The sequence below is a fragment of the Variovorax sp. GW531-E2 genome, from assembly GCF_059423125.1.
On record NZ_JBWKXQ010000032.1, the window covers coordinates 56,628 to 77,911 of the forward strand.

Here is a 21,284-nt window from a genome sequence, read left to right on the forward strand (position 1 = left end):
CCCGCTGTCCTTCGAGGGCAGCGGGCCACGCCGTTTTCAGGGGCCGCTGCGCAGGCCCGTGCAAAAAGCCCGTCAAAACGCATGCTTTAGCAGGCCTTCAGCAACCGGGGCTAGGATGAACCGCATCCCTTCCCGGGCCTCGCCGCCCGTTTCATCCCACTTCTTCACTGCATGCCCACCACTCCTTCGCGACGATCGCGCAAGTTCCTTGTCGGCCTGGCCTTGCTCGTCGTGCTGGCCATTGCGGCTTTCTTCTGGCTGAGCCCGCCGAAGAAAAGCGACTACCTCACCGCCACCGTGCAGCGCAGCGACCTGGAGAACGCGGTGCTCGCCACCGGCGTGCTGCAGGCCCTCAAGCAGGTCGAGGTCGGCGCGCAGGTGTCGGGGCAGCTCAAGTCGCTGAAGGTGGTGCTCGGCCAGACGGTGAAGAAGGGCGACTGGCTGGCCGAGATCGACCCCGTCATCTCGCAGAACACGCTCGCGCAGGAGCAGGCCAAGCTGGAGAACCTGCAAGCCCAGAAGCTCGCCAAGGAAGTGCGCGTGAAGCAGGCCGAGCTCACCTGGGCGCGCCAGCGCGAGATGCTGGCGCAGGACGCCGCCGCGCGCCAGGACCTGGAAGGCGCCGACACCGAGTTGCGCGCGCTGCGCGCCGACGCCGTCTCGCTCGACGCGCAGATCCGCCAGCAGAAACTGGCCCTGGCCTCGGCGCAGACCAACCTGTCGTACACCCGCATCGTCGCGCCCATCGACGGCGACGTGGTGTCGATCAGCACGCTCGAAGGCCAGACCGTGGTGGCCTCGTTCCAGGTGCCCACGCTGATGAAGCTGGCCGACCTGTCGACCATGACCGTGAAGGCCCAGGTGTCCGAGGCCGACGTGGTGCGCGTGAAGGCGGGCCAGCCGGTTTACTTCACCATCCTGGGCGACCCCGACACGCGCTACCACGGCACGCTGCGCGCGGTGCAGCCCTCGCCCGAGAAGATCAACAACGCCGTGTTCTTCAACGCGCTGTTCGACGTGCCCAATCCCGAGCGCACGCTGCGCGTCGACATGACGGCGCAGGTCGCCATCCTGCTGGGCGAGGCCAAGCAGGCGCTGACCGTGCCGCTCACCGCGCTCGGCGCGCGCGACAAGGACGGCCGCCACGAAGTGCGCGTGCTGCTGTCCGACCAGCGCGTGGAAAAGCGGCAGGTGCGCGTGGGCATCAGCAACAACTTCCAGGCGCAGGTGCTCGAAGGCCTGAAGGAGGGCGACAACGTCATCACCGGCGACGCCTCGGCGCTGGAGAAGACCGACGGCAATGACAGCGGCAGCCGGAGGCCGCGCCAGTGACGCAGCCGCTGCTGACCCTGCGCGGCATCGGCCGCAGCTTTCCCTCGGGCGAGCAGGAGGTCCAGGTGCTGAAAGATGTCGACCTGGACATCGGCCACGGCGAGATGCTGGCCATCGTCGGCGCCTCGGGCTCGGGCAAGTCGACGCTCATGAACATCCTCGGCTGCCTCGACCGGCCGAGCACCGGCACCTACACCGTGTCGGGCCAGGACGTCGGCACGCTCGACAGCGACGCGCTCGCCGCGTTGCGGCGCGAGCACTTCGGCTTCATCTTCCAGCGCTATCACCTCATGCAGCACCTGACGGCCACCGGCAACGTCGAGGTGCCCGCCGTCTATGCCGGCACCGAGGGCTCGGCGCGCGACGCGCGGGCACGGCAACTGCTCGCGCGCCTGGGCCTGGAAGACCGCACCGAGCACCGGCCGAGCCAGCTTTCGGGCGGCCAGCAGCAGCGCGTGAGCATCGCGCGCGCGCTCATGAACGGCGGGCAGGTCATCCTGGCCGACGAGCCCACCGGCGCGCTCGACAGCAAGAGCGGCCAGGAGGTCATCGGCATCCTGCGCGAGCTGCATGCGCAGGGCCACACGATCATCATCGTGACGCACGACATGCAGGTGGCGCGTTGCACCGAACGCATCATCGAGATCGCCGACGGCGTGATCGTCGGCGACCGGCCGAACGTGCCGACCGTGGCCGCGCCCGCGCAGACCGTCGGCGACGACACCCCCGCGCCGCCCGCCATGACGCGCCCCATGCTGGGCATCGCGCGCTTCAGCACCGGCTGGGCGCGTTTCTCCGAAGCCTTCCGCATGGCCTGGCGCTCGATGATGGCGCACCGCATGCGCACGGCGCTGACCATGCTGGGCATCATCATCGGCATCACCTCGGTGGTGTCGATCGTGGCCATCGGGGAGGGCGCCAAGCGCTTCGTGCTGGCCGACATCAAGGCCATCGGCACCAACACGCTCGACATCTACCCGGGCCACGACTTCGGCGACGACAAGGCCGCGAGCATCCGCACGCTGCTGCCCGCCGACCTGCAGGCCATCGCCGCGCAGCCCTACGTGCACAGCGTCACGCCGACCACCATGCGCAGCCTGCGCCTGCGCTACCGCAGCGCCGACGTCAACGGCAACGTGAACGGCGTCAGCGACAACTTCTTCAGCGTGCGCGACATCCAGATGGCCAGCGGCACGGACTTCGACGCCAACGACGTGCGGCACCAGTCGCAGGTGGTGGTGATCGACCAGAACACGCGGCGCAAGCTCTTTCCCGACGGCACCGATCCGGTCGGCAAGATCATCCTGGTGGGCAGCCTGCCGTGCACCGTGATCGGCGTGGCGCAGGAAAAGAAGAGCATGTTCGGCGAGAACAAGTCGCTCAACATCTGGCTGCCCTACAGCACGGGTGCAAGCCGCCTGTTCGGCCAGCAGCACTTCGACAGCATCACCGTGCGCATCCGCGACGACCAGCCCACCAAGGCGGCCGAAGAGAGCATCGTGCGGCTGCTCACGCTGCGCCACGGCGGCAAGGACTTCTTCACCTTCAACATGGACAGCATCGTGAAGACGGCCGAGCGCACGAGCCAGTCGCTCACGCTGCTGCTGTCGCTGATCGCGGTGATCTCGCTCGTGGTGGGCGGCATCGGCGTGATGAACATCATGCTGGTGTCGGTGACCGAGCGCACCCGCGAGATCGGCATCCGCATGGCCGTGGGCGCACGCCAAAGCGACGTGCTGCAGCAGTTCCTGACCGAGGCCGTGCTCGTGTGCCTGGTCGGCGGTTTCATCGGCGTGGTGCTGTCGTACGGCATCAGCTTTGTGTTCTCGCTGTTCGTGAAGCAATGGCAAATGATCTTTTCGCTCGGGGCCGTGGTGTCGGCCTTCCTGTGCGCGTCGCTCATCGGCGTGCTGTTCGGGTACCTGCCGGCGCGCAATGCCGCGCGGCTCGACCCCATCGAGGCACTGGCGCGTGAGTAGCGCGCGACCGACCCTGGCGGGCCTCGCCATTGCCCTGGCGCTTGGCGGCTGCACGCTGTTTGCGCCGGAGCGGCGCGAACATCGACCGCTCGGCGTGCCGCAGGCCTGGCAGCAGCAACAGCCCCTGCCGCAGAACGCAGCAGCCGTGCCGCAGGCCCGCTGGTGGACCGCCTTCCACGACGCGCGGCTCGACACCCTGATCGACAGCGCCCTGCGCACCAACAACAACCTGGCCGCCGCCGGCATCCGCGTGCAGCGGGCGCAGCTGCAGGCCGGCCTGGCGAACACCAACCTCACGCCGGGCGTGACGGGGCAACTGGGCACCCAACGCAGCTTCGACCTGAAGCGCGGCGGCGTGGCCGCATCGAGCGCGAGCTCCTCGCTGAACCTGAGCTACGAGATCGACCTGTGGGGCCGCCTGTCGGCGCAGCGCAGCGTCGCCGACTGGGAGCTGCAGGCCACCCAGTCCGACCGTGAGGCCACGGCGCTGGCGCTGGTGGGCACGACGGCCGGGCTGTACTGGCAGACCGGCTACCTGAACCACCGCATCGCGCTGAGCGAAGCCGGCATGGCCGATGCACGGCGCATCCAGGCGCTGGTGCGCGCCAAATATGCGGCAGGCGCCGTGTCCGGGCTCGACGTCGCGCAGGCGGGCCAGAACCTTGCGAGCCAGGAAGCGGCACACACGCAGCTGCTGCAACAGCGCGTCGAGGCGCGCAACGCACTGGCCATCCTGTTCGACATGCCGCCCGATGCCCCGAGGGACGAGCCCTCACAACTGCCGGAGACCGCCTTGCCCGTGATCGATGCCGGACTGCCCGCCAGCCTGCTGGCCCGCCGGCCCGACCTGCGTGCTGCGGAGCAGCGTCTGCGGTCCTCGCTGGCGAACGTCGATGCCACGCGCACCAGCTTCTATCCGGTGCTGAGCCTCACGGGTTCGCTGGGCGCGGGGAGCAATGCCCTGGGCGAGGTGCTGAAGAACCCGATCGCCACGCTGGGCGCCGGTCTGGTGTTGCCGTTCCTGCAATGGAACACCGCGCGGCTGACCGTCGCCGTGTCGCAGACGCAGTACGAAGAAGCGGTCGTCGGGTTCCGCCAGTCGCTGTACACCGCGCTGTCTGAGGTGGAAAACACGCTGTCGTCGCGAACGCAGTTGCAAGACGAAAGCGTGAAGCTGGCCCTGGCGCTGCAGCAAGCGCAACGCGCGGAAGCCTTGTCGGAAGTGCGTTACCGCGCCGGCGCCACCGCGTTGCAGCCCGTGCTCGACGCCAAGGACAAGCGCCGCGCCGCGGAGGTGTCGCTGGCGCAGAACCGTCTGAACCAGCTCAACGCGACGATGACGCTCTACAAGGCATTGGGCGGAGGCACGATCGTCGAGTAGCGGAAGAAGGACAGGGTGCTTTCACGCCACGGCAGGTGCCCGGCAGGCGGTGCGGTGTGGGCGGCCCCTCTGTGCCGCCGAGGAGCGCAGCGTTTCGCGGATCAGGGCTCGCAGCTGTTTGAGCGAAGCGAGTTCTGCGAGACCCCGCGAAACGCGAGCACCGCAGGGCAGCCGCGAAGCGGCCGGCACAGTGGGGCCGACCGCGCCGTACCGCCTGCCGGGCGCCCCTCCAAAGAGGCCTAAGCCTGAAACGGCGGCGCCCCCCGCACCTTCCGAATCAACAAACCAGGCAGCCGCAAGACGAACTCGATCATCAACCGCGTGTGCATCCAGGTCAGCAGCACGTTGTCCCGCCCATAGCGAAAGTGCGACACCCCGCCTTCCTCTGCCGTCAGGTACTTCACAGGCGCATCGATGTTCACCGGCTTGACCCCACGCCAGGCCAGCCGCACGACCGCCTCGGTATCGAAGTCGAAGCGCCGCATCCACGGTTGCCGCGCCATCACAGCGATCAGGTCGACCACCGGGTACACGCGAAAGCCGTAGAGCGAATCGCCGACACCCGCGAACAGCGTCTCGAGCTGCGTCCAGCCGTTCGACACCCGTCGCCCCCGCACCCGCAGCAGCGGTGCGCTGGCGTCGAATACGGGCCGGCCCAGCACCATCGTCTCGGGCCGCGCCAGCGAGGCGTTCATGAAAGAGGGGATCAGGTCCGCCGGATGCTGCCCGTCGGAATCCATCGTGAGCGCGTGCGTGAAGCCGGCGTCCTTCGCGGCCCGCAAGCCGTGCAGCACCGCCGAGCCCTTGCCCTGGTTCTGCGGCAGCACCCACACGCGCAGCCCCGGATCGCTGGCCGCCATCTGCTGCAGCCGCTCCCCCGTGCCGTCGTCGCTGCCATCGATCACCACCCACACCGGGTTCCATTGGGCCCGCGCGGCCGCGACCGTCGAGAACAGGCGCTCGCCCGTGTTGTAGCTGGGGATCAGGACAAGGTGGGTGCGCGAGGCGTCTGCTGGCATTCGGGGGACGCGTCGGTGGCGCGCTGCTCCATGTGTTGACGGAAATAGTGTTCCAGCTCGACCTGCAACGCATCGCTGTCCTGCGTCGGCGCAAAGCGCTTGCCCAGCCGCAGCGTGAAGACGATGGGCAGCGGCGGTACGCGCCACAGCGGCCAGCCCTTGCCGAGGTAGGGCGAGTCGGTGTCGATGAACACGGTCTGGATCGGCGCCTGCGCCAGCTTGGCGATCAGCGTGGTGCCGGGGCGGAAGGGGTTCAGCGGCGGCGTCACCGTGCGCGTGCCTTCGGGAAAGATCACGAGTTGGCCGCCCTGGCGCAGGTCGTTGACCGCCAGGCGCACCATCGTGCGGGCCGACTTGTTGCTGATGTAGCGCGCCAGCCGGGCCCCCGCGCCGAGGAAGATGTTGCCCATCAGCTCGGCCTTCATGATGCAGGCGCTGCGCGGCAGCCGCGCCACCAGCAGCAGCGCATCGAGCATGGTCGGGTGGTTGGCCACGAAGATCACGCCGGGCTCGTTGCGCATCGGGTCCAGGCACGAGGCGTCGATGCGCATCATGCCGGTGACGGACGCGAGCCACCAGAACATCCGGTAGGCAAAGGCGATGGTCATGCGGCCCAGCGCGCGCGCCGGTACGGCGGGCATCACCGGGTACAGCAGCATGGCGACGAAGTTCCAGACCAGCGAGATCAGGCCGAGGAACAGCAGCAGCGCATAGAGCATCAGCGCGAGCGGGATCGACGTGAGAAGACGCAGCACGTTCATGGGTGGTGTCGGTCGAGCAGGCGGACGGCGGGCCGCTCAGGCGGCCTGCAGCCGGCCGGCGGCGACCGTGTGGGCCTCGATCTCGACCAGCAGATCGCTGCGGCAGATGTCGGCTTCGAGGTACACCGCATGGCGGGCCATCGGCGACTGGGCGCCGAGCGCGGCTTCGATCACCTCGCGCACGGCCTCGGTGTCCGACGGATGCCGCACGTACACCACGCAGTCGAGCGCATCGAGCGAGAAGCGCGCCGTGGTCTGCGCATGGGCGGAGGCGATCACGGCCTCGAGGTTGCGCAGCGTTTCGCGGGCCTGCTCACGCACGTCGCCATGGTGCACCGTTTCGTGCCCGACGATGCTCGCCGTACCCGAAATGAAGAGCGCGACCTGGCCGTCGCCGATGTCCGCCAGCGCGGCGCGCGAGAAGGTCGGCGAGCGCGGGCCGTAGGTTTCGGGATAGCGGTAGGCCGACACCTGCCGCGGGTTCTCGACCGGCAGCGGCGCGGCACGTCCCGCGAGAAAACGGATCGACAGCGCGCCCTGGCGGATGCCCAGCGCGCAGGCGGCCGGGGCACCTTCGAAGGCGGCGCGGCCGGCCTCGAAGAAGGCCTCTTGCCGGCCGAGGTTGAACTGACGATACCGCTCGAGACCGCCGCCGTCAGCGTTGATGCGCGGCAGGTAGTTCCAGATGCGCTGCAGGTGCGGCGTGCCCGCCTGCTCGAGCGTGCGGAACAGGTCGCGGTAGGCGCGCTGCGCAAGCTCGGTCAGGCCCTGGCCTTCGACGGCTTCATCGAGGTCGATGGCGCCGAGCAGCCAGTGCCCGTCGGTGCGCCAGCGCGCGATGCCGGTGGTGCCCGACCTGACCTGGGTTCCGTCGCCCACGTGCCACACATCGGCCATCGCGCCTCGCGGCGACAGCACGCGCGCGTTGACCGTGGGCATCCAGGCGACGCCGTGCGGCGTGCCGTAACCGAGCGCGGCAAAGGGCGCATGGCTGTGCGTGGCCAGCGCAAGGCTGTCCGGCAGCGAGAGGCGCTCCACGCGCAGGGGGGAATGAAGGTGGTCGTCCTGGGGGCGCACGTTCATCGAACCTCGTCGGCGGTGGATTCGGGCTTGCGGCCGGTGTAGGCAGAGAAGACCCCGAGGCTCGCATGCCGGCGCACGTCGCTGAAGCCGGCGGCGCCCAGCGCCTGCATGACGCGCTCGGGCGGGATGCAGGCCTCGATGGTGTCCCAGTAATAGCGCCACAGCTCCGAGGTGTCGCTGCGGCGGCCGACCACGCGGGCGATCAACGGCACCACGGCGCGCATGTAGCCTTTCAGCAGCGCGGTGGCGATGCGGCCCTCGGGCTTGGTGATCTCGAGCACCACCACGCGCCCGCCCGGGCGCAGCACGCGATGGAATTCGGAAAAGGCGGCGGCCACGTCGCTGATGTGGCGCATGGCGTAACCCATGCTCACGAAATCGCAGCTGGCGTCGGGCCGGGGCAGGGCCTCGGCGACGCCTTGAATGAGTTCGACGCCGGGCAGCCGGACCTGGCCCATCATGCCCACGCTGGGGTCGACGCCGGTGAGCTTGCCGGTGGAGCCGATGAGCTTCAGCGCTTCGCGGGCGACGAGCCCGGTGCCGATGCCCACGTCGAGCACCTGGGCGCCCGCCGTGAGGCCGGCCTGCTTCAGCGCGTCGCGGCGGTACGAGGGGCCGGTGCCGAAGGCCAGCACGGCTTCGATGCGGTCGTAGTCCGCGGCCGTGCTGTCGAAGATGCGCCGCAGGAACGCCTGGTGCTCCGCTTCGGTGTTGTAGTACAGCGGCAGCGGGGCGTGCGGCGGCAGGGCGTCGGGATTTCCCGTACCGGCAATGGGCGATGGCGTCATCGAACAATTATCACCAAAAGGTCCGGGCCGAAATCCCGGGCGCCGGGGGAGCGTTGTGTGCGCCGGACAGTAAACTCCACACTTGCTTTGAAAACACACGACAGCGAGAGAGAAAGCCATGGCCGGACATAGCAAGTGGGCAAATATTCAGCACCGCAAGGGCCGCCAGGACGAGAAACGCGGCAAGCTCTGGACCCGCGCCATCCGTGAAATCACGGTGGCGGCACGCGCCGGCGGCGCAGACCTCAGCGCCAACCCCCGGCTGCGGCTGGCGGTCGAAAAGGCCAAGGCGGTCAACCTGCCCATCGACACCGTCAAGCGCAACATCGACAAGGCCACGGGCAACCTCGAAGGCGTCAATTACGAAGAAATTCGTTACGAAGGGTACGGCATCGGCGGCGCGGCGATCATCGTCGACACCATGACCGACAACCGCGTGCGCACCGTGGCCGAAGTGCGCCACGCCTTCTCCAAGCACGGCGGCAACATGGGCACCGAAGGCTCGGTGGCCTTCCAGTTCAAGCACTGCGGCCAGATCATCTTTGCGCCCGGCACCAGCGAGGACAAGGTCATGGAAGTGGCCCTGGAAGCCGGCGCCGAGGACGTGATCACCGACGACGACGGCGCCATCGAGGTGCTCACCGCCATCGGCGACTTCGAGGCCGTGAAGAACGCGCTCGAAGCCGCGGGTCTGAAGCCCGACGCCGCTGAAATCACGATGCGCGCCGAGAACACCGTGGACGTGACCGGCGAAGACGCCGCCAGGATGCAGAAGCTCCTCGACGTGCTCGAGGACCTGGACGACGTGCAGGACGTTTATCACAACGCCGCACTGTCCGACTGAGCGAATAAATGATGGATCCACAGCGACAAACGAAAGCCCGCGAATGAAGGTACTGGTGATTGGAGGAGGGGGCCGCGAGCACGCATTGGCGTGGCGGCTGGCGCAGGGCAACCGGGTCAGCCGCGTCTACGTGGCGCCCGGCAACGGCGGCACCGTGAGCGACGAACGCTACGACTGCATCGACATCACCGAGCCCGCCGCGCTGCGCGAGTGGGCGATGGCCGAGAAAATCGCGCTGACCGTGGTTGGCCCCGAGGGGCCGCTGGCGGCCGGCGTGGTGGACGAGTTCCGCGCGCACGGCCTGCGCATCTTCGGCCCGACGCAGGCCGCTGCGCAGCTCGAAAGCTCCAAGGCCTTCTCGAAGGCCTTCATGAAGCGCCACAAGATCCCGACGGCCGAATACGAGGCCTTCACCGACGCAGCTGCCGCCCATGCGTACATCGACGCCAAGGGCGCACCGATCGTCGTCAAGGCCGACGGCCTGGCCGCCGGCAAGGGCGTGGTGGTTGCCATGACGGCGCAGGAAGCCCACGAAGCTGTCGACTTCATGCTGGTCGACAACAAGTTCGGCGTGTCGCACAACGAAGGCGGCGCGCGCGTCGTCATCGAAGAATTCCTGCAAGGCGAAGAAGCCAGCTTCATCGTGATGTGCGACGGCAAGAACGTTGCCGCGCTGGCCACCAGCCAGGACCACAAGCGCCTGCTGGACGGCGACGAAGGCCCGAACACCGGCGGCATGGGCGCGTACTCGCCCGCGCCCGTGGTCACGGCCGAGGTGCATGCACGAGCCATGCGCGAGATCATCCTGCCGACCATCCGCGGCATGGAAAAGGACGGCATTCCGTTCACCGGCTTCCTCTATGCCGGTCTCATGATCGACGCGGCCGGCCAGCCCAAGACGCTCGAATTCAACTGCCGCATGGGCGACCCCGAGACGCAGCCGATCATGATGCGCCTGAAGTCCGACCTGTTCGAGGTGTTCTGGCACGCCACCGACGGCACGCTCGACCAGGTCGAGCTGCAGTGGGACCGGCGCGTGGCGCTGGGTGTGGTGATGGCCGCGCACGGCTACCCGCTGTCGCCGCGCAAGGGCGATCGCATCAGTGGCATACCGGCCGAGGCACCCGATGCCGTGGTGTTCCACGCGGGCACCACGCTGGAGAACGGCGAGCTCAAGACCAGCGGCGGCCGCGTGCTCTGCGTGACCGTGCTGGCCGACAGCGTCAAGCAGGCGCAGCAGCGCGCCTACGAGGTCGCGGCGCGCGTGCAGTTCGACGGTGCGCAGTACCGCAAGGACATCGGCTACCGCGCCGTCAACGCGCGCAACACGCCCCACGCCTGATGCCTGCCACCCAGCCGAAGGCGGTCGGCGACTACCTGCGCGGACTGCAGCAATCGATCATCTCGGCGGTCGAGGCGGCGGACGGCGGCAGCGCGGTGCGCGACGCCTGGCAGAAAGAGCCCGGCGAGCCGCTGCAGGGCAACGGCCTGACCTGCATCCTCGAAGGCGGCGCGCTGTTCGAGCGCGCCGGCGTCGGCTTCTCGCAGGTGCGCGGCGCCAAGCTGCCGCCCTCGGCCACGCAGAACCGCCCCGAACTCTCGGGCGCGCCGTTCGAGGCCATGGGCGTGTCGCTGGTGTTCCACCCGCGCAATCCCTACGTGCCGATCGTCCACATGAACGTGCGCATGCTGGCCGCGCAGCCTGCGGGCGGCGGCGAACCCGTGTGCTGGTTCGGCGGCGGCATGGACCTCACGCCGTGCTATGGCTTCGAAGAAGACGCGGTGCACTTCCACACCGTGTGCCGCGATGCGCTCGCACCCTTCGGCGCCGACAAGTACCCGCGCTTCAAGACCTGGTGCGACGAGTACTTCTTCCTCAAGCACCGCAACGAGCAGCGCGGTATCGGCGGCATCTTCTTCGACGACTTCGCCGAGGGCGGCATCGAGAACGGCTTTGCGCTGATCCGCTCGGTCGGCGATGCCTTCCTGCAGGCCTACCTGCCGATCGTCGAGCGCCGCCGCGGCATGCCGTACGGCGAGCGCGAACGCGAGTTCCAGCTGTACCGGCGCGGGCGCTATGTCGAGTTCAACCTCGTGTGGGACCGCGGCACGCACTTCGGCCTGCAGTCGGGCGGGCGCACCGAATCGATCCTGTTGTCGATGCCGCCGCTCGCGAGCTGGGCCTACCGGCAACAGCCCGAAGCGGGCAGCCCCGAAGCCGCGCTGTACAGCGACTTCATCGTGCGCCGGGACTGGGTGTGAACCCCACCGGTTCCGCTTTGCGCATCGGCGCCTTCGGCGGGGCCTTCGACCCGCCGCACAACGCCCACGTCGCCCTGGCCGAAGCTGCATTGGCGCAGCTCGATCTGACGGAGTTGCACGTCATTCCCACCGGCCAGGCTTGGCACAAGAGCCGCACGCTCACGCCGAAGGAAGACCGCCTGGCGATGACGCGGCTCGCCTTCGGCAACCTGCAAGGCAAGGTCGTCATCGACAGCCGCGAGGTGCTGCGCGACGGCCCGACCTACACGCTCGACACGCTGCATGAATTGCAGAAAGAGCAGCCCGGCGCACAGCTCGTGCTGGTGATGGGCGCGGACCAGGCGGCGGCTCTGCCGACCTGGCACGGCTGGCAGGATATACTCGGCATTGCTATCGTTTCTGTAGCGTATCGCGCACTATCGACGGGTGACGTCACTCGTTTTGATCCGAAACAGCTGCCCGGCCTCCCGGCTGGCGCACGTTTCGAGGCGCTTGAACTGCCTGCCGCCATGGACACCAGCGCCACCGATATCCGGCGGCGCGTGGCGTCGGGTGTGGACATTTCCTCGCTGGTTCCGCCCACGGTTGCACGCTATATTGACCAACACCACCTCTACCGCTCTGCCTGATGACCACTGAAGCCGCCGCCAAAAAAGACATCCAAAAACTCCAGCGAGCCATCATCGATGGTCTCGAAGACGTCAAGGCGCAGGACATCCAGGTATTCGACACGGAGCACCTCTCGCCGCTGTTCGAGCGCGTGATCGTGGCGTCGGGCACCTCCAACCGCCAGACCAAGGCGCTCGCGTCGAGCGTGCGCGACGCCGTGCGTGAAGCCGGCTTTGCCAAGCCGCGCACCGAGGGCGAGGAAAACGGCGAGTGGATCATCGTGGACTGCGGCGCGGCCGTGGCGCACATCATGCAACCCGCCATCCGCCAGTACTACCACCTCGAAGAGATTTGGGGCGACAAGCCGGTGCGCGCCAAGCTCGGTGCCACCAAGCCCGCGCTGGCCACCGCCTCGTCCGTCGTCAAGGGCGCCGACGAGAAGAAGACGGCCGCCGCCAAGACGCCGAGCCTGCGCCGTTCGAGCGCCGCCAAGACCGCGATCCGCGCGGCCGAGCAGGAAGCCAAGGCCGCCAAGGCCCCGGCGAAGAAGGCCGCATCGAAGACCGCGGGCAAGACTGCCGCCAAGAAGGCGCCTGCGAAGAAGTCCGCCACGGGCACCGCACGCGTGCCGGTGAAGGTCGTCGGCAAGCCGGCCGCCAAGAAGACCGCTGCGAAGAAGGCGCCGGCCAAGAAGGCGCCAGCCCGCCGCGCATGAAGCTGCTGGTGGTCGCCGTCGGGCAGCGCATGCCCGACTGGGCGCAGACTGCCTGGGACGACTACGCCAAGCGCTTCCCGCCCGAGCTCAAGCTCGAGCTGCGTGCCGTCAAGACCGAGCCGCGAGGTTCCAAGACCCTCGAAACGCTGTATGCCGCCGAGCGCGAGCGCATCGAGGGCGCCATCGCCCGCGGCATGCGCATCGTCGTGCTCGACGAGCGCGGCACTGCGCTCACCACCAAGGCGCTGGCCGCACGGCTGCAGACCTGGCAGGGCGAGGGCGACGACGTGGCGCTGGTCATCGGCGGCCCCGACGGGCTCGACCCGGCCTTCAAGGCCGCGGCGCACGAACGCATCCGCCTGTCCGACCTGACCCTGCCGCATGCCATGGCGCGCGTGCTGCTGGTCGAACAGCTCTACCGGGCGTGGTCGGTCAACGCGGGCCATCCGTACCACCGGGAATGACCACGGGGCCGGCGGTGGGGCCCACCTCGGAGACCTGAACTTGCCTGACTTCATCTACCTCGCGTCGCAAAGCCCGCGCCGCGCCCAATTGCTCGGCCAGCTCGGCGTGCGTCACGAACTGCTGCTGGCCGGCGCCGACGAAGACGCCGAGGCGCTCGAGGTCTTGCTGCCGAACGAGTCGCCCACAGCGTACGTGCAGCGCGTCACCGCCCTCAAGCTCGATGCCGCCGTTGCGCGCCGCAAGCGCCTGGGCCTGGCCGATGCGCCCGTGCTGTGCGCCGACACCACCGTCGCGCTCGGCCGCACCATCCTTGGCAAGCCCGAGGACGCACGCGATGCCGAGCGCATGCTCGCGCACCTGTCCGGCGCCACGCACCGCGTGCTCACCGCAGTCGCACTGCAGAACGGCCGTCGCCGCCATGCGGCGCTCAGCGTGTCGCGCGTGCGCTTCGCCACGCTCACCAAGAAGCAGGTAGCGGCCTACGCCGCCAGCGGCGAGCCGCTCGGCAAGGCCGGCGCCTATGCCATCCAGGGCGCAGCGGCTGCGTTCGTGGAGCACATCAGCGGCTCCTATTCGGGCATCATGGGACTCCCCATGTTCGAGACCGCGCAACTGCTTCGAGGCGTCGGTTTCAATACTTAAGACATCCATGCAAGACATCCTGATCAACTGGTCTCCGCAGGAGACCCGTGTGGCGCTGGTCGAGCACGGCGCGGTGCAAGAGCTGCACGTCGAGCGCACGCTCGAGCGCGGGCTGGTCGGCAACATCTACCTGGGCAAGGTCTCGCGCGTGCTGCCGGGCATGCAGTCGGCCTTCATCGACATCGGCCTGGAGCGCACCGCCTTCCTGCACGTGGCCGACATCGTCTCGCCGTTCACGCCGGGTTCGCGCCCGAGCGCCACGCCGCCCGAGCGCGACCACCGCAACGGTGGGCCGATGGTGCCCATCGAGAAGCAGGTGTTCGAAGGCCAGTCGCTGCTGGTGCAGGTCATCAAGGACCCGATCGGCACCAAGGGCGCGCGGCTGTCCACGCAGATCAGCATCGCGGGTCGGCTGCTGGTGTTCCTGCCGCAGGACAACCACATCGGCGTGTCGCAGAAGATTCCGCCCGACCAGCGCGAGTCGCTGCGCAACCGCATGCTGGCGCTCATCGAGGCGGCCGCGGCCGCCGAGAGCGGCGGCGTGGTGCCTGTGAACACGGGCGGCTTCATCCTGCGCACCAACGGCGAAGACGCGGCCGATGCCGAACTGGCCGAAGACATCGCCTACCTGCGCAAGACCTGGACGCGCATCCGCGAGGCCTCGAGCCGGATGCCGGCCATGTCGCTGCTGCATCAGGACCTGAGCCTGCTGCAGCGCGTGCTGCGCGACATGACGAGCGAAGACACGCAGACCATCCGCATCGACTCGCGCGAGCAGTTCGAGGTGCTGCTGAAATTCGGCCTCGAATTCATGCCGCAGGCGGCGGGCAAGCTGCAGCACTACAAGGGCGAGCGGCCGATCTTCGACCTGTACTCGGTGGACGAGGAAATCGCGAAGGCACTGGGCCGGCGCGTCGACCTGAAGTCGGGCGGCTACCTCGTGGTCGACCAGACCGAGGCGCTGACCACCGTCGACGTGAACACCGGCGGCTTCGTCGGTGCGCGCAACTTCGACGACACCATCTTCAAGACCAACCTGGAGGCCGCGCAGGCCATTGCGCGGCAACTGCGCCTGCGCAACCTGGGCGGGATCATCATCGTCGACTTCATCGACATGGCCCGCGACGACCACCGCGAGCAGGTGCTGGCCGAGTTCCGCAAGCAGCTCGCGCGCGACCGCGTGAAGACCACGGCCGGCGGCTTCTCGCAGCTCGGCCTCGTCGAGATGACGCGCAAGCGCACGCGCGAATCGCTGGCCCACATGCTGTGCGAACCCTGCGTGGCCTGCGGCGGGCAGGGCATCGTGAAGACCGCGCGCAGCGTGGCCTACGACGTGATGCGCGAGATCCTGCGCGAGGCGCGCCAGTTCACGCCGCGCGAGTTCCGCATCGTCTCGTCGCCGCAAGTCATCGAGCTGTTCCTCGACGAGGAGAGCCAGCACCTCGCCGGGCTGAGCGACTTCATCGGCAAGCCGATCTCGCTGCAGTCGGAGCCGGCGATCGGGCAGGGGCAGTACGACATCGTGCTGCTCTGAGGGGTGGATGGCGCTGCCCGTTGCAACGACGGGTCAGCGCTTCGATTCCTGGCCTTGGCGCATCCAGACGCTGGCCAGCGCGGCGGCCACCAGCATGCCGGCGATCAGCAGCAGCCCGTTCTTCGTGCTGCCCGTGCTCTGCTCGATCCAGCCCATCACCGACGGTCCGATGAAGCCGCCCACGAGGCCGCAGGTGTTCACGAGCGCCAGCCCGCCTGCCAGCGCCACGCCGGCCAGCCGTGACGAGGCGAACAGGAAGATCACCGACTGCACCACGAAGAACATCGAGCCCGTGAGACAGAAACCGGCCAGCGCGACGGCCGGGCTCGCGAAGGCCGCGATCAGCAGGCCCACCGCCATCGAGACCAGCCCGACCAGCAGCAGGCGTCGGCCGCGCTGCGGCGTGACCGCGAGCCGCGGCAGCGCAATGGCGCCGACGGCGGCGGCCACCCAGGGCAGCGAGTTGAGCGCGCCGATCTCCAGCGGCGAGAGCTTGCCGTAGGTGCCGATGATGCTCGGCAGGAAGAAGATCACCGTGTAGATGCTGATCTGGTGGCAGAAGTAGACAAAGATCGCCAGCCAGATCTGCCGGTCGACCAGGCAGGCGCGGAACGACTCGCCGACCTGTCCGTTGGCCACGTCCTCGGCGCGTTCGGCGGCGAGCTGGCGTTCGATGGCCTGCGCCTGCGGGCGCGTGAGCCAGCTGGCGCTGGAGGGGCCGTCGGGCAGCTTGCGCCAGACCACGAAGGCCAGCGCCACGGCGGGCAAGCCTTCGAGCACGAACATCCATTGCCAGCCGTGCCAGCCCCACAGGCCGTCCATCTGCAGCAGCGCGCCGCCGACCGGACCGCTGAGGATGTTCGCGATGCACACGCCGAGCAGGAAGTAGCCCGTGGCGCGTGCGCGGTCCTTGCGACCGAACCAGTAGTTCAGGTACAGCATCACGCCCGGGAACAGGCCGGCTTCCGCCGCGCCGAGCAGGATGCGCATCACGTAGAACGAGGTCTCGCCCGTGACGAAGGCCATGCCGGCCGACAGCAGGCCCCAGGTGATCATGATGCGGGCGATCCACCAGCGCGCGCCCACACGGTGCATCACGAGGTTGCTGGGCACCTCGAGCAGCGCGTAGCTCAGGAAGAACAGCCCGGCGCCCAGCCCGTAGGCGGCCGCCGAGATGCCGATGTCCACGGCCATGTGGCTCTTGGCCAGCGCGATGTTGGTGCGGTCGATGAAGCTGATCACATAGGCCAGCACCAGCAGCGGCATGAGCTTGCGGAAGATCAGCGCATTGAGCGAGGCCTGTTCGTCGACGGCCTGGCGGGCGTGCAGACCCGGCGGCGTGGCGGGGATGGATGTGTGTTGCATGGGATGTCTCTCTCCTGTCCTGTCGTGTTCTGGCGGAAGGTCGTCGGCGCGCGCCGACATGCAGATGCGGCCCGGTCGTGCGCCGGGCCGGGCGGTTCTGGCGCGGGGCTAGAAGTCGACGTTCGCCGCGCCCTTGAGCCCGAGGATCTCGCGGGCTTCGGCGGGTGTCGCGATGTCGATGTTCAGGGCCTCCAGCACGGCGCGGATGCGCAGCACCTGTTCGGCGCTCGACGCTGCGAGCCGGCCCGGGCCGATCCACAGCGAGTCTTCGAGCCCGACGCGCACGTGCGAGCCCATGGCGGCGCCGATGGTGGCCAGCGGCAGCTGGTTGCGGCCGGTGCCGAGGATCGACCATTCGAAGCGGTCGCCGAACAGCCGTGCGGCGGTGCGGCGCATGTGCATCAGGTCTTCGGGGTCGGCGCCGATGCCACCCAGGATGCCGAAGACCGTCTGCACGAAGACCGGCGCCTGCACCAGCCCGCGGTCCAGGAAGTGCCGCAGGTTGTTGAGGTGGCTCACGTCGTAGCACTCGAACTCGAAGCGCGTGCCGTTGGCGTTGCCGAGCTTGAGGATGTTCTCGATGTCGGCGAAGGTGTTCTTGAAGATCAGGTTGCGGCTGTTCTCCAGGTGCTCGCGCTCCCATTCATGCTCGAAGGACTTGAAGCGCTCCAGCATCGGAAAGAGGCCGAAGTTCATCGAGCCCATGTTGAGCGACGCGAGCTCGGGCTTGAAGGTGGTGGCCGGGCGCATGCGCTCCTCGACGCTCATGTGCGGGCTGCCGCCGGTGGTGATGTTGATCACCGCATCGGTCGCGGCCTTGATCTTCGAGAGGAAGGGGCGGAACAGGTCCGGGTCCTGCGACGGGCGGCCGTCCTTCGGGTCGCGCGCATGCAGGTGCAGGATCGCGGCGCCGGCGCGGGCGGCTTCGATCGAAGCTTGCGCAATCTCGTCGGCCGTCACGGGAAGGTGCGGCGACATGCTGGGCGTGTGGATGGCGCCCGTGGGGGCGCAGGTGATGATGGCTTTGGGGCGTTGGGCCATGAGGTGTCCGGAAAGAAGAAGTGGGAAAGAAAGGGAGCGCGAGCGGATGGATCAGCTCAGTGCTTGCGTGTGGCCGTCCACCACGAGCTCCTGGCCCGTGACGCTGGCGGCCAGGTCGCTCGCGGCGAACAGCACCATGTTCGCGATGTCCGTGGCCGTCACCATGCGGCCCAGCGCGGCCTGCGCGGTGTAGGCGCGCGTCACTTCGTCGAGCGGCTTGCCCAGCGCCTCGGCCTTGGCGGCGATCACCGCACGGATGCGCGGACCGTCGACCGCGCCCGGCAGGATCGCGTTGACGCGGATGCCATCGGCGCCGAGTTCGAGCGCCAGCGTTTTCGTGAAGCCGACGACGGCCCACTTCGAGGCGGAGTAGGGCGAGCGCCCCGGCATGCCCAGGTGCCCGGCGGCCGAGGACAGGTTGATGATGGCGGGCAGGCGGCCCTTGCGCAGCCGCGGCACGGCCAGCCGCACGCAGAGGAACTGGCCGGTGACGTTGACGGCCATCGTGCGTTCCCAGTCGGCGAGCGAGACGGTCTCGACCGGGCCGGTGGGGCCGGCCACGCCGGCGTTGTTCACCAGCACGTCGAGGCCGCCGAGTTCGCGGTCGACGGCCTCGAAGAGGCGGGCCACGTCGTCCTCGTTCGACACGTCGGCGACGCAGCGGCCCACCTCGGGCAGTTCACGCGCCAGCTGGTCGAGGCTGGCAGCCTGCACATCGCAGACGAAGACCTTGGCACCCGCCGCCGCGAAGTTGCGCACGATGTCCAAGCCGATGCCGTTGGCACCGGCGGTGACGAGCACGCGCCGGCCGGCGAGGGAGTTGTTGTTCCACATGCTGAAGAGATCCTTGAGGTCGATTTCGGAATGACGGGGATCGTATATCTGTGATCACAGATAATTCATAGGGAATACCCCGGCCATATACTTCGACGCATGAGCCTCACCGATCTCGTCACCCCCCTGAAGCGCCAGACGCTCAGCGCCAACGTCTACGACCAGTTGCGCGACCTCGTGATGAGCGGGCAGATGATGCCGGGCGAGCAGATTTCATTGCGCAGCGCGGCCGAGGCGCTGGGCGTGAGCGTGATGCCGGTGCGCGAGGCGATGCAGCGCCTGGTGGCCGAGCAGGCGCTCGAACTCACGCCCAGCCGCACCTTGCGCGTGCCCCGGATGACGGCGGCGCAGTTCAAGGAAATCACCACCATCCGCACCAACCTCGAAGGCCTGGCCACGGAGCTGGCGGCCTCGGCGTCGGGCGCGGTGGCGCTGCGCGACATCACGCGCTGGCACGACGAGTTCGCGGCCGAGATGAATGCGGCGAGCCCGGACGGCTCGAAGCTCGTCACCTTCAACAAGGAGTTCCACTTCGCGGTCTACGCCGCCGCCGACATGCCGGTGTTGTTGCAGATGATCGAGGCGCTGTGGCTGCGCATCGGCCCCATCCTCAACTACGACCTGCGGGCCGGCTCGCGCCGCGTGGGGGACAAGGTGGCGATGGCGCACCATGCGGCGCTGCTGGCCGCGCTGAAGCGCCGCGACGGCGCCAAGGCCCGGGCCGCGCTGCAGGGCGACATCGAAAGCGCCGCGGAATTCATCCTGTCGACGGGCGTGCTGGTGTCCGATGGCACGCTGCCGCCGCAGAACGCCGCGCTGGCGGCGAAGAAGGCGCGCAGTGCGGCGGGCACCGCGCGCTGACGGTCAGAGCGTCGGGTCCTGCCCCGGCGCCGCGCTGCGCACCGCCAGTGTCTGCAGCCGCGCATAGAGCCCGTCGCTCGCCATGAGCTGCTCGTGGCTGCCCTGCTCGGCGATGCGGCCTTGCTCCATCACGATGATGCGGTCGGCATGCTGGATGGTCGACAGGCGGTGCGCCACGATCAGCGTGGTGCGGCCCTGCATCAGGCGCTGCAAGGCGTCCTGCACCAGCCGTTCCGATTCGGTGTCCAGGGCCGACGTGGCTTCGTCGAGCAGCAGAACGGGCGCGTTCTTGTAGAGCGCGCGGGCAATCGCCAGCCGCTGGCGCTGGCCGCCCGACAGCTGCGTGGCGTTGTGGCCCAGCACGGTGTCGATGCCCTGCGGCAGGGTCTCGACGTGCGCGCTCAGGTTGGCCGCTTCGAGGCAGGACTGCACGCGCGCGATGTCGATGTCGCCGCCGAGCGCCACGTTGGCGGCGAGCGTGTCGTTGAGCATCACCACGTCCTGGCTCACCATCGCGAACTGGGCGCGCAGGCTCTTGAGCTGCCACTCGCTGGTGTCGTGGCCGTCGAGCAGCACCTGGCCGCCGCTGGGCTGCACGAAACGCGGCAGCAGGTTGACCAGCGTGGTCTTGCCCGAGCCCGACGGGCCGACGAAGGCCACCACCTGGCCCGGCTCGATGACGAGGTTCACGCCGTCGAGCGCGCGCTGTTCGTCGTCGCCGCGGTAGCTGACCTGCACGTTGCGCAGCTCGATGTGGCCTTGCGCGTGCGCGATGCTGAAGGTGCCCTGCGATTCCGGCGCCACCTCGTCGATGAGGATCAAGCCGCGCTCGAGGGCGGCCAGCCCGCGCGTGATCGGCCCGGCCACTTCGGCCAGGCGGCGGATCGGTGCGATCAGCATCAGCATGGCCGTGATGTAGGCGACGAAGCCGCCCACCGTGAAGCCCTGCTTGCCGCTTTGCCACAGCGCGATCATCACCACCACCGACAGCGCCAGCGAGGCCATCATCTGCGTCAGCGGCGTGGTGGCGGCCTGGGCGATGGTGGACTTCACGGCCAGGCGGTTCAGGCGCTGGCTCAGTTGTTCGAAGCGGCGCTCCTGCGCCTGCTCGGCGCCGTGCAGCCGTACCACGCGGTGGGCCAGCACGTTTTCCTCGACCACGTAGGCCAGCTCGTCGGTGGCCTGCTGGCCCTGCTGTGTGAGCTTGTACAGGCGCTTGGAGAACACCTTCATGATCCAGGAGATGCTGGGCACCAGGAAGGCGACGATGAGCGTGAGCTTCCAGTTCAGGTAGACCAGGTAGCCCAGCAGCGCAATGAGCGTGAAGCCGTCGCGCGAGAGCCCGAGCAGCGCCTGTACCAGCAGCATGGCGCCGGTCTGCACCTCGTACACCACCGTGTTCGACAGCGCACTGGCCGACTGCCGCGCGAACAGCGCCAGCTCGGCGCCGAGCAGCCGTTCGAACAGCACGCGGCGCAGCTTCTGCATGCCTTCGTTGGCGATGCGCGAAAGCGCGTACTGCGAAATGAACTGCGCGATGCCGCGCACCGCGAACAGCAGCAGCACGGCGGCCGGAATGAACCACAGCGGCATCTCGCCGCGCGTGAAGCCCCGGTCGAGCAGCGGCTTGAGCAGCGCGGCCATGAGCGGCTCGGTGAGTGCGGCCAGCAGGGCGCCGATCAGCCCCACGGCCCACCATTGGCGCGAACTGCCGAACCAGGTCATGAGTCGCGCCAGCCGGCGCATGAGGGGAGGGCGGGCGCTCTCGC

20 protein-coding genes are annotated in these 21,284 nt (G+C 68.6%); 12 read left to right on the forward strand and 8 right to left on the reverse strand.

Features of this window, described 5'->3' with window-relative positions; all coding sequences use genetic code 11:
- Nucleotides 1-171: 171 nt before the first annotated feature.
- The 3 genes from macA to AC07XP_RS19060 are packed head-to-tail and all read left to right on the forward strand — an operon-like array spanning nt 172 to nt 4,692.
- Complete coding sequence (gene macA / locus AC07XP_RS19050) at nt 172-1,332, forward strand: macrolide transporter subunit MacA (RefSeq protein WP_495265554.1); 1,161 nt, start codon at nt 172-174, stop codon at nt 1,330-1,332.
- Nucleotides 1,329-3,311: a macrolide ABC transporter ATP-binding protein/permease MacB gene (gene macB / locus AC07XP_RS19055; RefSeq protein WP_495265555.1), complete on the forward strand. Its 1,983-nt coding sequence runs from the start codon at nt 1,329-1,331 to the stop codon at nt 3,309-3,311. The genes macA and macB overlap by 4 nt, the downstream gene beginning before the upstream one ends.
- Nucleotides 3,304-4,692, forward strand: coding sequence for an efflux transporter outer membrane subunit (locus tag AC07XP_RS19060; protein WP_495265556.1), 1,389 nt, complete (start codon nt 3,304-3,306; stop codon nt 4,690-4,692). The genes macB and AC07XP_RS19060 overlap by 8 nt, the downstream gene beginning before the upstream one ends.
- Before the next feature lie 239 nt (nt 4,693-4,931).
- Here the strand turns inward: AC07XP_RS19060 and AC07XP_RS19065 are convergent, their stop codons facing one another.
- Genes AC07XP_RS19065 through AC07XP_RS19080 form a run of 4 tightly spaced genes read right to left on the reverse strand, consistent with a single transcriptional unit; the run spans nt 4,932 to nt 8,343 of the window.
- Nucleotides 4,932-5,711, reverse strand: coding sequence for a glycosyltransferase family 2 protein (locus AC07XP_RS19065; RefSeq protein ID WP_495265557.1), 780 nt, complete (start codon nt 5,709-5,711; stop codon nt 4,932-4,934).
- Entirely contained in the window at nt 5,675-6,472 is a 798-nt protein-coding gene (locus AC07XP_RS19070) for a lysophospholipid acyltransferase family protein (RefSeq protein ID WP_369628991.1), read from the reverse strand. The genes AC07XP_RS19065 and AC07XP_RS19070 overlap by 37 nt, the downstream gene beginning before the upstream one ends.
- 36 nt (nt 6,473-6,508) lie before the next feature.
- Nucleotides 6,509-7,555 (reverse strand): chorismate transformation FkbO/Hyg5 family protein, encoded by a 1,047-nt coding sequence (locus AC07XP_RS19075; protein ID WP_495265558.1) that lies wholly within the window; start codon nt 7,553-7,555, stop codon nt 6,509-6,511.
- Nucleotides 7,552-8,343 (reverse strand): class I SAM-dependent methyltransferase, encoded by a 792-nt coding sequence (locus AC07XP_RS19080; protein ID WP_062470103.1) that lies wholly within the window; start codon nt 8,341-8,343, stop codon nt 7,552-7,554. The genes AC07XP_RS19075 and AC07XP_RS19080 overlap by 4 nt, the downstream gene beginning before the upstream one ends.
- 118 nt (nt 8,344-8,461) lie before the next feature.
- On the opposite strand from AC07XP_RS19080, the gene AC07XP_RS19085 reads away from it, so the two are divergent.
- Genes AC07XP_RS19085 through rng form a run of 8 tightly spaced genes read left to right on the forward strand, consistent with a single transcriptional unit; the run spans nt 8,462 to nt 15,414 of the window.
- Nucleotides 8,462-9,187 carry a YebC/PmpR family DNA-binding transcriptional regulator gene (locus tag AC07XP_RS19085; protein ID WP_056580425.1) on the forward strand — a complete coding sequence of 242 codons (726 nt, stop codon included), beginning with the start codon at nt 8,462-8,464 and terminating at the stop codon, nt 9,185-9,187.
- Between the two features lie 43 nt (nt 9,188-9,230).
- Nucleotides 9,231-10,529 carry a phosphoribosylamine--glycine ligase gene (gene purD, locus AC07XP_RS19090; RefSeq protein WP_062470106.1) on the forward strand — a complete coding sequence of 433 codons (1,299 nt, stop codon included), beginning with the start codon at nt 9,231-9,233 and terminating at the stop codon, nt 10,527-10,529.
- A complete protein-coding gene (hemF, locus tag AC07XP_RS19095) occupies nt 10,529-11,449 on the forward strand; it encodes an oxygen-dependent coproporphyrinogen oxidase (RefSeq protein ID WP_495265559.1) in 921 nt (306 codons plus the stop codon). Before purD ends, hemF begins: the two co-directional genes overlap by 1 nt.
- Nucleotides 11,446-12,078 (forward strand): nicotinate (nicotinamide) nucleotide adenylyltransferase, encoded by a 633-nt coding sequence (nadD, locus tag AC07XP_RS19100; RefSeq protein ID WP_495265560.1) that lies wholly within the window; start codon nt 11,446-11,448, stop codon nt 12,076-12,078. The genes hemF and nadD overlap by 4 nt, the downstream gene beginning before the upstream one ends.
- Nucleotides 12,078-12,773: a ribosome silencing factor gene (rsfS, locus tag AC07XP_RS19105; RefSeq protein WP_369628986.1), complete on the forward strand. Its 696-nt coding sequence runs from the start codon at nt 12,078-12,080 to the stop codon at nt 12,771-12,773. Before nadD ends, rsfS begins: the two co-directional genes overlap by 1 nt.
- Complete coding sequence (rlmH, locus tag AC07XP_RS19110) at nt 12,770-13,237, forward strand: 23S rRNA (pseudouridine(1915)-N(3))-methyltransferase RlmH (RefSeq protein WP_070060813.1); 468 nt, start codon at nt 12,770-12,772, stop codon at nt 13,235-13,237. The genes rsfS and rlmH overlap by 4 nt, the downstream gene beginning before the upstream one ends.
- 40 nt (nt 13,238-13,277) lie before the next feature.
- Nucleotides 13,278-13,880, forward strand: a complete 603-nt coding sequence (locus AC07XP_RS19115; RefSeq protein ID WP_492687415.1) for a Maf family protein — start codon at nt 13,278-13,280, stop codon at nt 13,878-13,880.
- A gap of 7 nt (nt 13,881-13,887) precedes the next feature.
- A complete protein-coding gene (gene rng / locus AC07XP_RS19120) occupies nt 13,888-15,414 on the forward strand; it encodes a ribonuclease G (protein ID WP_056580445.1) in 1,527 nt (508 codons plus the stop codon).
- Between the two features lie 33 nt (nt 15,415-15,447).
- Here rng and AC07XP_RS19125 read toward each other — a convergent pair whose 3' ends face one another.
- The 3 genes from AC07XP_RS19125 to AC07XP_RS19135 form a co-directional block, all read right to left on the reverse strand.
- Nucleotides 15,448-16,779, reverse strand: coding sequence for an MFS transporter (locus AC07XP_RS19125; RefSeq protein ID WP_495265561.1), 1,332 nt, complete (start codon nt 16,777-16,779; stop codon nt 15,448-15,450).
- A gap of 108 nt (nt 16,780-16,887) precedes the next feature.
- Nucleotides 16,888-17,820: a 3,5-dioxohexanoate:acetyl-CoA acetone transferase gene (kce, locus tag AC07XP_RS19130; RefSeq protein WP_341892456.1), complete on the reverse strand. Its 933-nt coding sequence runs from the start codon at nt 17,818-17,820 to the stop codon at nt 16,888-16,890.
- A gap of 51 nt (nt 17,821-17,871) precedes the next feature.
- On the reverse strand, nt 17,872-18,654 hold the full coding sequence (locus tag AC07XP_RS19135; RefSeq protein ID WP_495265562.1) for an SDR family oxidoreductase: 783 nt from the start codon (nt 18,652-18,654) through the stop codon (nt 17,872-17,874).
- Nucleotides 18,655-18,753: 99 nt separating this feature from the next.
- On the opposite strand from AC07XP_RS19135, the gene AC07XP_RS19140 reads away from it, so the two are divergent.
- A complete protein-coding gene (locus AC07XP_RS19140; RefSeq protein ID WP_495265563.1) occupies nt 18,754-19,515 on the forward strand; it encodes a GntR family transcriptional regulator in 762 nt (253 codons plus the stop codon).
- Between the two features lie 3 nt (nt 19,516-19,518).
- On the opposite strand, the gene msbA is transcribed toward AC07XP_RS19140, so the two are convergent.
- A partial coding sequence (msbA, locus tag AC07XP_RS19145; RefSeq protein ID WP_495265564.1) for a lipid A export permease/ATP-binding protein MsbA occupies nt 19,519-21,284 on the reverse strand: 1,766 nt, incomplete at its 5' end.

Coding starts and splice junctions, on each gene's coding strand:
- AC07XP_RS19080 (WP_062470103.1), bottom strand. CDS start 8,343: ATGACGCCATCGCCCATTGCCGGTACGGGAAATCCCGACGCCCTGCCG.
- rlmH (WP_070060813.1), top strand. CDS start 12,770: ATGAAGCTGCTGGTGGTCGCCGTCGGGCAGCGCATGCCCGACTGGGCG.
- rng (WP_056580445.1), top strand. CDS start 13,888: ATGCAAGACATCCTGATCAACTGGTCTCCGCAGGAGACCCGTGTGGCG.
- AC07XP_RS19140 (WP_495265563.1), top strand. CDS start 18,754: ATGAGCCTCACCGATCTCGTCACCCCCCTGAAGCGCCAGACGCTCAGC.
- AC07XP_RS19125 (WP_495265561.1), bottom strand. CDS start 16,779: ATGCAACACACATCCATCCCCGCCACGCCGCCGGGTCTGCACGCCCGC.
- macA (WP_495265554.1), top strand. CDS start 172: ATGCCCACCACTCCTTCGCGACGATCGCGCAAGTTCCTTGTCGGCCTG.
- AC07XP_RS19135 (WP_495265562.1), bottom strand. CDS start 18,654: ATGTGGAACAACAACTCCCTCGCCGGCCGGCGCGTGCTCGTCACCGCC.
- hemF (WP_495265559.1), top strand. CDS start 10,529: ATGCCTGCCACCCAGCCGAAGGCGGTCGGCGACTACCTGCGCGGACTG.
- rsfS (WP_369628986.1), top strand. CDS start 12,078: ATGACCACTGAAGCCGCCGCCAAAAAAGACATCCAAAAACTCCAGCGA.
- AC07XP_RS19070 (WP_369628991.1), bottom strand. CDS start 6,472: ATGAACGTGCTGCGTCTTCTCACGTCGATCCCGCTCGCGCTGATGCTC.
- AC07XP_RS19085 (WP_056580425.1), top strand. CDS start 8,462: ATGGCCGGACATAGCAAGTGGGCAAATATTCAGCACCGCAAGGGCCGC.
- AC07XP_RS19075 (WP_495265558.1), bottom strand. CDS start 7,555: ATGAACGTGCGCCCCCAGGACGACCACCTTCATTCCCCCCTGCGCGTG.
- kce (WP_341892456.1), bottom strand. CDS start 17,820: ATGGCCCAACGCCCCAAAGCCATCATCACCTGCGCCCCCACGGGCGCC.
- AC07XP_RS19065 (WP_495265557.1), bottom strand. CDS start 5,711: ATGCCAGCAGACGCCTCGCGCACCCACCTTGTCCTGATCCCCAGCTAC.
- purD (WP_062470106.1), top strand. CDS start 9,231: ATGAAGGTACTGGTGATTGGAGGAGGGGGCCGCGAGCACGCATTGGCG.